The organism is Flavobacterium araucananum (genome assembly GCF_002222055.1).
In the GTDB taxonomy this organism is placed as follows: Bacteria; Bacteroidota; Bacteroidia; order Flavobacteriales; family Flavobacteriaceae; genus Flavobacterium; species Flavobacterium araucananum.
In genome coordinates this window covers 182,144-194,367 of record NZ_MUGS01000006.1, presented here as the reverse complement: position 1 = coordinate 194,367, position 12,224 = coordinate 182,144, and the positions used below count along the sequence as shown (strand labels likewise).

7 protein-coding genes are annotated in these 12,224 nt (G+C 33.6%); 4 read left to right on the top strand and 3 right to left on the bottom strand.

Annotated features, from left to right (window positions below):
- Positions 1-10 precede the first annotated feature (10 nt).
- Positions 11-3,745, top strand: a complete 3,735-nt coding sequence (locus tag B0A64_RS06530; RefSeq protein ID WP_089478711.1) for a metallophosphoesterase — start codon at positions 11-13, stop codon at positions 3,743-3,745.
- A gap of 152 nt (positions 3,746-3,897) precedes the next feature.
- Here B0A64_RS06530 and B0A64_RS06525 read toward each other — a convergent pair whose 3' ends face one another.
- Both B0A64_RS06525 and B0A64_RS06520 read right to left on the bottom strand, forming a co-directional pair.
- Positions 3,898-4,761, bottom strand: a complete 864-nt coding sequence (locus B0A64_RS06525) for an SdiA-regulated/phytase-like domain-containing protein (RefSeq protein WP_089478710.1) — start codon at positions 4,759-4,761, stop codon at positions 3,898-3,900.
- Positions 4,762-4,873: 112 nt separating this feature from the next.
- The gene (locus tag B0A64_RS06520) at positions 4,874-5,926 is read right to left on the bottom strand and encodes a hypothetical protein (RefSeq protein ID WP_089478709.1); all 1,053 of its coding nucleotides are present in this window, start codon (positions 5,924-5,926) and stop codon (positions 4,874-4,876) included.
- 94 nt (positions 5,927-6,020) lie between these two features.
- On the opposite strand from B0A64_RS06520, the gene B0A64_RS06515 reads away from it, so the two are divergent.
- The 3 genes from B0A64_RS06515 (at position 6,021) to B0A64_RS06505 (ending at position 10,139) form a co-directional block, all read left to right on the top strand.
- Positions 6,021-6,932, top strand: a complete 912-nt coding sequence (locus tag B0A64_RS06515) for an ABC transporter ATP-binding protein (protein ID WP_089478708.1) — start codon at positions 6,021-6,023, stop codon at positions 6,930-6,932.
- Between the two features lie 3 nt (positions 6,933-6,935).
- Entirely contained in the window at positions 6,936-7,772 is an 837-nt protein-coding gene (locus B0A64_RS06510) for an ABC transporter permease (protein WP_089478707.1), read from the top strand.
- A gap of 72 nt (positions 7,773-7,844) precedes the next feature.
- A complete protein-coding gene (locus B0A64_RS06505) occupies positions 7,845-10,139 on the top strand; it encodes a choice-of-anchor L domain-containing protein (protein ID WP_244285364.1) in 2,295 nt (764 codons plus the stop codon).
- A 152-nt stretch (positions 10,140-10,291) separates the two neighbouring features.
- On the opposite strand, the gene typA is transcribed toward B0A64_RS06505, so the two are convergent.
- Entirely contained in the window at positions 10,292-12,088 is a 1,797-nt protein-coding gene (gene typA / locus B0A64_RS06500) for a translational GTPase TypA (RefSeq protein WP_072972968.1), read from the bottom strand.
- Between the last annotated feature and the right edge of the window lie 136 nt (positions 12,089-12,224).

The following is a 12,224-nucleotide window of genomic DNA, read 5'->3' as shown; positions in this document are numbered from 1 at the left end:
CCACTAAATTATGAAATTGTTTTTGGATAATCATTTTATTACTAAAATTAAAACGTACTCTTTAGCAATAGTTATTTTGCTGCTGGTTTATTCCTGTGCCACTCACAAAGCGCAATATGGCAAAAATGTTAGTGCCAACGAAACGGAAAACGCAACAGATACCATAAAAATTGCACACACTATCTATTTAGTTGGTGATGCCGGAAACGCAGATGAGGAACAGGCACAGCAAACATTAGAATTATTACACCAAAAATTAAAGAAATCGAATAAAAAGGCAACTTTACTTTTTTTGGGAGATAATATTTATCCGAAGGGATATCCAAGTGATGACAATGCTGCAGAGAAAGCTTTGGCTGAAACCAAACTAACGAATCAATTAAAATTAACGAAAGGTTTTAAAGGAAAAACAATTGTTATTCCCGGAAATCATGATTGGTATAATGGTATAAAAGGTCTGGAACGTCAGGCTGACTTTGTCACTAAATATCTTAATGATAAAAAAGCTTTTTTACCCAGAAAAAGTTGTGCCATAGAAGATGTGAAAATTGACAGTACCACAACCCTAATTACTGTTGATAGCGAATGGTTCCTGGAAGACTGGGATAATCACCCTACCATAAACGACAATTGCGACATTAAAACGAGAGAAGATTTCTTTGACGAACTGGAAAATCTTTTAAATAAAAATCAGGAAAAAACTGTTATTCTTGCAATTCATCATCCTTTGATGAGTAACGGAACTCACGGTGGACAGTTTTCGTTGGAAAAACAATTATTCCCTTTAGAACAGAAAATACCTTTGCCTGTAATTGGTTCTTTTATCAATTTATTGCGAAAAACATCCGGCGTAAGCCCGCAGGATATTCAAAACAAACAATATACTATTTATGCAAAGCGTATTAAAACACTTTTGCAAAAACAGAAAAATGTAATTGTAGTTTCCGGGCATGACCATAATTTGCAATACGTGAATAAAGAGAATATCAAGCAAATTATAAGTGGTGCAGGATCAAAGTCTGAAGCCGCCAGAGCAATTAATCCAACCGAATTTTCGTATGGAGGAAATGGGTATGCAACATTAACAATTTTTAAAAGCGGGGATACAAAAGTTTCATTTTTTGGAAATGAAAATAACAAGGAAAAACTACTTTTTGAGCATGAAATTATAAAAGCCAAAGAAATTAACTGGGCTGCAACTGTAGACAATAAATTCCCTGCAACTGTTACTACATCAATCTATTCTGAAAAAATGACCCAGAAAAGTTTGGTTCATAAATTTTTATTTGGCAATCATTACAGAAAATATTATAGTTTGCCTATTGAAGCCAGGACAGCAACTTTAGACACCTTAATGGGTGGTCTAAAACCTATTCGTGAAGGTGGCGGACATCAATCTGTATCGTTAAGAATGTCAGATCCTAAAGGTAGAGAATATGTACTTCGTGCCTTGAAAAAAAGTGCCACAGTATTTTTGCAATCTGTTGCTTTTAAAGATCAATATGTTGTAAATGATTTTGAAGATACGTATGCTGAAAACTTTTTATTAGACTTTTATACCACTTCGCACCCTTATACTCCTTTTGTAATTGGAGATATGGCAGACAAAATTGGTCTTGCTCACACAAATCCTGTTTTATACTATATTCCGAAACAAAATGGTCTTAAAGAATTTAATTCAAATTTTGGAGACCAATTGTATATGGTCGAAGAAAGGCCGGCTGATAATCATTTGGATGGCAAAAATTTTGGAAATCCAACCAATATTATCAGTACCGAAGACATGATGAAAAATCTTCATAAGGACGAAAAATATGCTGTTGACCAAAATGAATATATAAAAGCACGTTTATTTGATATGCTTATTGGCGACTGGGACAGACATAGCGATCAATGGCGTTGGGCAGAACACAAAAAAGATGGCAAAGTTACTTACATTCCTATTCCCCGTGATCGCGATCAGGCTTTTTCGAAATACGACGGAACATTACTTTCGCTCTTGATGAATATTCCTGCATTGCGCCACATGCGTAGTTTTAAAAATGAAATTGATAATGTAAAATGGATCAACAGAGAACCTTACCCAATGGATTTGGCTTTCTTAAAAACGACAGAAGAAAAAGACTGGTTGGCTCAGGCTAAATACATACAGGAAAATTTATCCGATACAGATATTGATAATGCTTTTAAAGGCTTACCAAAAGAAGTGCAGGATGAAACGATTGAAGACATCAAGCGAAAATTAAAAAACAGAAAAAAGGAACTTCAAAAATATGCCTCAAGATACTTTGATGTTTTAAGCCATACGGTAATGATTGCAGGAACAGATAAAAAAGATAAGTTTATCATCAATCATAATGCGAAAAAAAGCATCGAAATTCAGGTATTAAGAGTTAAAAAAGAAGGTGATGAACTTGTTTACACTAAAAAAATAAGTGATTCGAAAACTAAAAATCTCTGGATTTATGGTCTAGATGACAATGATGTTTTTCAGGTAACAGGCAATCAGAAATCGAAAATAAAAATTCGTCTTATTGGTGGTCAAAATAATGACACTTATAACATCGAAAACGGGAAAAGAGTTATTGTTTACGATTTCAAATCAAAAGAAAATACTTATAATCTGGATTCTAAAACAAGAACAGAATTAACGGATGATTATGATGTAAACCTATATAATTATGAAAAACCGAAATACAATGTTGTATCAGGACTCCCAAACATAGGTTTTAATCCTGATGACGGTGTAAAAGTAGGTGTTAATTTAAACTATACGGTAAACAATTTCAAACAGAATCCTTATACACAAAGACATGTTTTAAATGCGTTCTATTACTTTGCGACCGGTGGTTTAGAGTTTAACTATGTGGCACATTTTCCGGGGTTACTGGGTAAATGGGTTATTGATGTAGAATCGCAATATACGACGCCAAATTTTGCCATAAATTATTTTGGGTACGGAAATGAAACCGCAAATAATACGGATGCGTTTGGAATGGATTATAACCGTGTTCGTATTCAAAAATTTAATGTTGCCGGAGCAATTAGGCATGTAGGGCGTTATGGGAGCGAATTTAGTTTCCAGCCTATGTTGCAACAAATGAGGGTCGAAGAAACTGCCAATCGATTTATTGATTTACCCAATATTATAAATCCTACTGTTTTTGACAGTCAGGTTTATGGTGGGGCTAAGCTTAAATATCTTTTTAAGAATGCAGATTTTGCCGCAAAACCTACATTAGGAATTGCTTTTATGGCTTCTCTAACCTGGATGACAAACCTGAATGACACGAAACAAAACTTTCCGACTATCGAAAGTTTACTGGGTTTTACTCATAAAATTGATCATAACGGAAAATTGGTATTAGCAACTCTGTTTAAAGGAAAAGCAATCCTGAACAATAATTACGAATTTTATCAAGGTGCTACTTTGGGTGGCGATACTGATTTGCGTGGTTATAGAAATGAGCGTTTTCTGGGAAGTTCGTACTTCTCTCAAAGCAGTGATTTACGTTTAACCATTGGTAAAATACAAAAAACAATTGCTCCTTTGACTTACGGAATCTTAGGTGGTTTTGATTATGGCAGAATCTGGCTTGATGGCGAAAGTTCTAAAAAATGGCATCAGGATTATGGTGGTGGACTTTGGCTGAATGCTATCAATGTTCTAACAGCCAGAATCTCTTATTTTAAATCTCCTGATGAAGAAGGAAGGGTAATTTTTGGAGCTGCTTATAGTTTTTAGAAAAAGGTCCCGAGGTACTAAGTTCCTGAGATTCTAAGTTTTTTTTGCCACGAATTTCACAAATTTACACGAATTATTAATTGGTATAAATTTGTGAAATTCGTGGCAACCTTTTTTGAAGTCTTAGTTACTTAGCAACTCAGTACCTTTTTTTACTTTAGTTTAAACTCATAAACCTTACCTCCTATTGCTTTGTTTGTTTTTTCGTCGGCAATTAGTAACGTATTATTATCTTTAAAAACGATGGCTTCTTTTTGAGAAAAGTGATTTAACATAATTTCGGTTTGAGAGCCTTTATTAAACAAATCGCCTTTATATCCTTTAAACAAAACTATTTTATCGTGGCTTAGTAAAACTACTTTTTTACCATCCGGACTTATCGTTGCTCCGGTTAGCACACAATGATTGTAGTTATTGCAGGTTTTAAATTCTCCAATTTTAGTTGCTTTTTGGGTTCCGGGCGCATTTAATATTTTATAAATAAATGCTGTGCCGTCAAAGTTTTTGCTTCTGTTTTTCGTAAACAGGTAAAAGTAATTTCCGTGTTCAAAAAAACCTTCTACATCATAAAACAATTCCTTTTTTTTGGGTGGAAATTCTGTTTGTTCCGGATATGAAAATGATATTTTATACTCGGCTACAGCCAGATCTTTATTCAATTGGTTTTTATTAACCTTATAAATACACAAATCTTTACGCTCATTATCGTTGTTTCCAAAATCCCCAATATAGATATTTCCACTTTTATCCTTGGTAATATCTTCCCAATCTACGTTTGTAGCATTTGTAATTGTAATTGTTTTGGTCAGTTTTCCTTGTGCGTTTATGGCATAAATTGCATTTTTGTTTCCGCTGTCTTCTAAAGTATATATCAGGTTGGTTTCTGGAAAATAAGTAATTCCGGAAACCTCTTTTAACTTTTTGGGAAGTGAATAAAGAGTCTTAAAATCAGTATTTGATTGTTCCTGACAAGCCAATAAAGCAATAGAAACGCCTAGTAAAAAAAACTTTTTCATAAGATTATTTTTTTATTTTTTTAGCCGCACATTAAATGATTAAAAATGATTTTATCAAAGTTAAATTCTTAAAAAAGAAATCTCTTTAATCTGTGCAATCTGTGGCTAAAAACTAGATTAAATTTGTGTTTTTAAAGTTGCGTGTTATAAATTCAAATGCCGCAAACATGATATGTCCCATCGATCTGGCATTTTTAAACTTCATATCATTTGTATAACGGTACAATTCCATTTTTAGTTGATTTAAATGTTCTTCTGTCGAAATGGTATCATGACACATTATATTCAATAACTTTTTAATTCTGTTTTCGGCAGAATGTATACGCTTAGCCAAAATTGCCCTTTCTTCATCTTTATACTGGATAATAGACCTATCTTCTAATTTTTCCTTAATCAATTGAATCATCGGGTAGTTTTCTTTGAAAAACTGTGGTCGATAAACTTTAAAATTCCCTTCGTAACATTGTTGGTCAAAATCTATTGGTCGTATTTTATAAACCACCTGATCAAAATCATGAATAGGCACAATTACATAATTATAAGCGCGCATATCGCCCAAAAGTCTGATCATGCAGCGCTCATTAAATTTTACGAACTCTTTTGCAATTTGAGATTTTTCTGTCTCGGTACAATTATGCAACAAAGTATCCATAAAAACATCACCAGGAATCCCTATAATATGTTCTTCGATCAAAGTGTCTTTATAGACCAGAAAGTTAATCTTATCCGGCGAAAGAATATCTTCCAATTCCAATCCGTAGATTCGCGAAGCATCTGCTTTTTTAATATAAAAATGAACGTAGTTATCATTGAGGATATTACGGACTTTGATTCGAAAAGGTTTCGAGTTTCCAAAAGTACAATAGTCAATTGCATCAACATTTAGAAACTGAATAATCTCGCTATTTCCATCAGAGTGCAAAAGCGAATAGATTTTTTTTAGGTTTAGGTCGATTTCATTCCTTTCAAATTCGCCATAATAAACCCTAATCCATAAAGTATCGGTTTCATTTTTATCATATACATTTACAGAACCTGAAAACCGTAATAAATCATCATAGAACACAGATACTTTTGAGATACGCTCATATCGCTCCAGATAGCTCAAAAGGGAGGGTAATAAAGGGTACGATGGTTTTTTTAAAACCATTAAAGGTTCGCTCATTTTGAATATCTTTAGTACAAATTTACATTAAATAAAATTTAACGTAACAATAAACAAGTTGAATCGTCATACTAAAAACTAAAACCGAATAAATTTGGAAACCATACTTACTATTGAAAATCTTCACAAAAGATACGGGCGAATTCAAGCCTTAAAAAATGTTTCTTTTGAAATACAAAAAGGCCGTGTTTATGGCATTTTAGGTCCTAACGGAAGCGGAAAATCGACTACTTTAGGCATTGTCCTCAATGTTGTAAACCGTACATCAGGAAACTACAGCTGGTTTGGAGGAAAAGTTCAGACTCATGAAGCCTTAAAAAAAGTTGGTGCAATCATAGAACGTCCTAACTTTTACCCGTACATGACGGCTGAAGAAAACCTGAAACTGGTGTGTAAAATAAAAAGCATCAATTATTCTAAAATCAACGAAAAACTTGATTTAGTAGGCTTAACCGAAAGAAAAGACAGCAAGTTCAGCACTTTTTCATTAGGGATGAAACAACGTTTGGCTATTGCTTCGGCACTTTTAAACGATCCTGAAATTTTAATTTTAGATGAGCCTACCAACGGTTTAGATCCACAGGGAATTCATCAAATTCGAGATATTATCAGAAAAATTGCTTCACAGGGAACGACTATTCTTTTGGCATCGCACCTGTTAGATGAAGTCGAAAAAGTCTGTTCGCATGTCATTGTTTTACGCAAAGGCGAAATTCTTTATTCCGGTTCAGTAGATGCTATGTCTGCAAATGAAGGCTTTTTTGAAGTTATGGCAGATGACAATGCAATACTAAAAAATGTTCTGGCAGGACATTCGGCAATAGAAAGAATTTCTGAAGAAGATGGCAAAATTTTGGTTTACTTAAAATCAGATCTATCGGCATCAGAACTAAATCAGTTTTTATTTTCTAAGAACATTACGTTAAGTCATTTAGTAAAACGTAAAAACAGTTTAGAAGCTCAATTTTTAGAATTAACCAAAAACGCCACTACCCAAAACAACTAAACCATGAACAGACTTATAGCTATAGAATTGCAAAAAATCTGGAAAAACAAAGCCAGTCGTGTCCTTACTTTAACCTACTTTATTTTACTTTCTTTCATTGCATTAATTGCTTCGATAAAATTTGATGTAGGAGTATTTAAATTTCATCTCGCCGAAATGGGTATTTTCAATTTCCCTTATATCTGGCATTTTAATACTTATGTTGCTGCCTGGCTTAAATTCTTTCTGGCAATAGTAATCGTTTCCATGATGGCAAACGAATATAGTTATGGCACATTAAAACAAAATTTAATAGACGGCTTAAGCAAAAAAGAATTTATCCTGTCCAAATTCTTAACGGTTGTGCTGTTCTCTTTATGCTCTACTATTTTTGTTTTTGTAATGACTTTACTTTTAGGCTACTCTTTTTCGTCTTATACAGAGCTCGATGTTGTCTTTATGGATCTCGACTATCTTTTGGCATTTTTTATAAAATTAACAGGGTTCTTTTCTTTCTGTTTATTTTTAGGCATTTTGGTAAAACGTTCTGCTTTTGCACTTGGATTTCTTTTGGTATGGAGCATTTTTGAAGGCATTCTAAAAGGAATATTGGTCTTTAAAATTTTTCCAAATAGCAATACCGGCAGTTATATTACACAATTTTTCCCTTTAGAGGCAATGTCAAATTTAATCATTGAACCTTTTACAAGACTATCGGTTATAAAAAGTATCGGTACTCAAATAGGCGTTGAAAACACTAAAGATTATGGTGTACATTACCTGTCTATTCTTATCGTTTTAGTCTGGACATTTTTGTTTATATACTTTTCTTACAAACTATTAAAAAATAGAGATTTATAGTATATTTGTTGGACTATGAATTATTGTAAAGTTTTTTTGTTTGTCATATTAATGTGTTCCGTATCTGCAAAGATGAGGGCACAAAATATTGCTGTAGATGCCTCTAAAACACCCGAAGAGTTAGTCAAAAACATTTTAATAAACAGTTCCTGTATCGACATAGGAACTGTTAAGGCATCTGGAAACCCTGCTAATACAGGACAGAGTTATGCTTATTTTAATTCCGGAACAAGTAGTTTTCCGTTTTCGGGTGGTATCGTTTTAAGTACAGCCCCAAGCAAACATGCTCAGGGTCCTTATGACCAAACAAACTCTGAAGGATATTCTAATAGCAAATGGTTGGGCGATACTGATTTAAATAAGGCATTAAATAATAGCGAAAGTACTCAGGCAACTGTTTTAGAGTTTGATTTTGTAGCCTTGACAAACTCTATTAGTTTTAACTACATTTTTGCTTCTAATGAATATCAAACTTATTTTCCTTGTGACTTCTCTGATGGATTTGCTTTTTTAATAAAAGAAGCAAATACCACAGACGAGTATAAAAACTTAGCTGTTTTACCCAATACAAATACACCTGTTGCATCGACTACGGTACATAGTCTGATTAGTCCGGTCATAGTAAATGGCGTTACAATTCAATGCCCTGCTATAAATGAGGAATTTTTTGAGGGTTATAATACAAAGAACAGCCCCATAAATTATGCAGGACAAACTGTGGTAATGAACGCTCATACTCAGGTAATTCCAAATAAAACCTATCATCTAAAATTGGTCATTGCAGATGATCAAACAGGGCAATACAACTCGGCTGTTTTTATAGAAGCCGGAAGTTTTGTATCTACAATAAATTTTGGGGCAGATAAAACGATTGCTAATAATAATCCTGCCTGTTTTGGAGAAACCGTAACGCTGGATACACAATTAAGCAATGCGCAATATAGTTTTAAATGGTTTAAGCAGGACGCCTCTAATAATTATGTCGAAATAACGCCTTTACAAACCGGCGCTACTTATAATGTTACAGCGACAGGAAATTATAAAGTCGAAGCAACATTAATTGGTACAACGTGTGTATCGACAGGACAAATTAAAATTGAATATGCCGGAGAAATCCTCTCTACCAATACTTCTTTATTACAATGTGATGATGATACAGATGGTATTACAGTTTTTAATTTGACAAAAGTAGATAATATTATAAAAAACAATGTTTCATCTACATTAAACAAAGGATATTATGAATCGTTGACTGATGCCCAAGCAAAAACAAATCCTATTTTAAATCCTGAAAAATATACTAATAAAACTTCTGGGCAAATTGTTTATGCCAGAATTGAAAATCAATACGGATGTGTAAAAACGGTCGAAGTAACCTTAAAGGTTTCAAATGCAAAAATTGCAGACCAAAATCCAATTGCAACTTGTGATGGAGACGATAAGCAGGATGGCTTTTATCAATTTGATCTAAGTGCTGCAGTATCTCCACAACTTGCAACAGGATTACCTGCCGGGCTGGTTTTTACGTATTATCTAAATGCCAATGACGCTTTGAATGATGCCAATGCAGTACCCAATATCTTTAAAAACACAACCCCTTTTAGCCAAATTATTTATGCCAAAGCTACCAATGGAGCTGATTGTTTTGATATAACACCAATTACTCTTGTTGTAAATACTTTTGATCCTCCTAATTTCGAAGACGAACAAGAATATTTATGCAAAGGTGATCAAATTAGTTTAAGTGTTGCTACGGGTTTTGCAGGTTATGTATGGAATACAGGAGGTACAGATAATGCTATAACAGTAAATTCAGCAGGAGATTATGCAGTAAAGGTAAAAGATGCAAACGGCTGCGAAAAAACGAAAAAATTTAAAGTGGTTTTATCTGAACCTGCTTTGATAACAGATGCTGTTGTAAAAGATTTTTCCGGAATAGACAATTCGGTTTTAATAAAATATTCCGGAGTTGGAAACTATGAATTTTCACTAAACGGAGAAACATTTCAGGACAATCCTTTATTTTCTGGTGTAAAAGCAGGAATATATAATGCAATTGCCAGAGATAAAAATGGTTGTGGATTATCTAATTCCTTTCTTTTATATGTTTTAGATTACCCTAGATTTTTTACACCTAACGGAGATGGATTCAATGATTTATGGTTTATTGAAAACATTGACCAACTTCCGGATTATAAGGTCTCTATTTTTGATCGTTACGGAAAATTACTAAAACAAATGGATCAGAACAGCACAGGATGGAATGGTGTTTTTAACAGTCAGCAATTACCCGCAGATGATTATTGGTTTACGCTGCAATTTGTAAATGGCAGAACTGTAAAAGGTCATTTTAGCTTAAAAAGATAATCAATAAAACAATCTTCTTTACGTTTTAAATTCCAACACAAACTAACTTCTTTTAATCCTATCGAGAAGTTTTAATTTCTAAAAAGGCATAAAAAAAATCCCAAACTCCGGAAGGAATTTGGGATTTTTTAGTATTTATTTTCTTGAAAGAATTAGATTTTAAATCTTTTTCTATCAGTTTCTGTCAAATAAATTTTTCTCAAACGAATAGATTTTGGAGTTACCTCTACATATTCATCTTTTTGAATGTACTCTAAAGCTTCCTCTAATGAGAAAATAATTGGAGGGATGATTCTTGCTTTCTCATCATTTCCAGAAGAACGAACGTTAGATTGTTTTTTCTCTTTAGTTACGTTTACACACATATCATCACCACGAGAGTTTTCTCCAATAACCTGACCTTCGTAAATTTCAGCATTTGGTTCAACAAAAAACTTACCACGATCTTGCAATTTATCGATAGAATAAGGAATCGCTTTTCCTTTTTCCATAGAGATCAATGAACCTTTGTTACGACCGGCAATTTCTCCTTTGTAAGGCTCATATCCAATAAAACGGTGCGCCATAATAGCCTCACCAGCTGTTGCAGTAAGCAATTGGTTACGCAATCCAATAATTCCACGTGATGGAATATTAAATTTTACAATCATACGCTCCCCTTTAGTTTCCATGCTTAGCATTTCACCTTTACGCATCGTAACGAACTCAACCGCTCTACCTGAAAGTGATTCTGGTAAATCGATTGTTAATTCCTCAATTGGCTCACATTTTTTACCATCAATTTCTTTAATGATAACTTGTGGCTGACCAATTTGTAATTCATATCCTTCTCTTCTCATTGTTTCAATAAGAACAGATAAGTGAAGTACTCCACGACCAAAAACCATGAATTTATCAGCAGAATCAGTTTCACCTAACTTCATTGCTAAGTTTTTCTCTAATTCTTTTGTCAATCTTTCTCTAATATGACGAGAAGTTACAAATTTACCCTCTTTACCAAAGAAAGGAGAGTCATTAATTGTAAACAACATACTCATTGTAGGCTCATCGATATCAATCGTTTTCAGACCTTCCGGATTTTCAAAATCAGCAATAGTATCACCAATTTCAAAACCTTCAACTCCAATGATTGCACAAATATCTCCTGCAATAACCTCTTGTACTTTTTTACGACCAAGTCCTTCAAAAGTATGAAGTTCTTTGATACGGGATTTAGATACCGTACCGTCTCTTTTTACTAATGAGATTGGCATACCTTCTTTAAGAACTCCTCTTTCAAGACGACCAATAGCGATACGACCTGTAAAGGCAGAGAAATCTAAAGAGGTAATCAGCATTTGTGGTGTTCCTTCAGAAACTTTAGGAGCCGGTACATTTTCAACAACCATATCCAATAATGCTTCAACATTATCAGTTACGTTTTCCCAATGATCAGACATCCAGTTATTTTTTGCAGAACCATAAACTGTTGGAAAATCCAACTGCCATTCTTCAGCACCTAATTCAAACATTAAGTCAAAAACTTTCTCATGAACTTCTTCAGGAGTACAGTTTTCCTTATCAACTTTATTGATAACTACACAAGGTTTTAAACCAAGGTCAATCGCTTTTTGCAATACAAAACGCGTTTGTGGCATTGGACCTTCAAAAGCATCAACTAGCAAACATACACCATCGGCCATGTTTAATACACGTTCTACTTCACCACCAAAATCGGCGTGGCCAGGAGTATCGATAATATTGATTTTTGTTCCTTTATATTGAACTGAAACGTTTTTTGAAGTAATAGTAATACCTCTCTCACGCTCTAAATCGTTATTATCAAGAATTAAATCACCTGTGTTTTCGTTGTCACGAAATAATTGACAGTGATACATAATTTTATCAACCAAAGTGGTTTTACCGTGATCGACGTGGGCAATAATTGCAATGTTTCTAATAGATTCCATCTGAGATTTTTAATGGGTGCAAAGGTACACTTTATTTTGATATAAAAAACGTTTCTGCGATAGTTTGCGTATAGACAAGTAATTAGTTCGTTAAAACAACGTAAATTTTACCTCCAAAATGAACTTTGCTTGTTGT

Excerpts from the sequence above, each read along its gene's own strand:
- typA (WP_072972968.1), bottom strand. The coding sequence starts at position 12,088 with ATGGAATCTATTAGAAACATTGCAATTATTGCCCACGTCGATCACGGT.
- B0A64_RS06505 (WP_244285364.1), top strand. The coding sequence starts at position 7,845 with ATGAGGGCACAAAATATTGCTGTAGATGCCTCTAAAACACCCGAAGAG.
- B0A64_RS06510 (WP_089478707.1), top strand. The coding sequence starts at position 6,936 with ATGAACAGACTTATAGCTATAGAATTGCAAAAAATCTGGAAAAACAAA.
- B0A64_RS06530 (WP_089478711.1), top strand. The coding sequence starts at position 11 with ATGAAATTGTTTTTGGATAATCATTTTATTACTAAAATTAAAACGTAC.
- B0A64_RS06525 (WP_089478710.1), bottom strand. The coding sequence starts at position 4,761 with ATGAAAAAGTTTTTTTTACTAGGCGTTTCTATTGCTTTATTGGCTTGT.
- B0A64_RS06520 (WP_089478709.1), bottom strand. The coding sequence starts at position 5,926 with ATGAGCGAACCTTTAATGGTTTTAAAAAAACCATCGTACCCTTTATTA.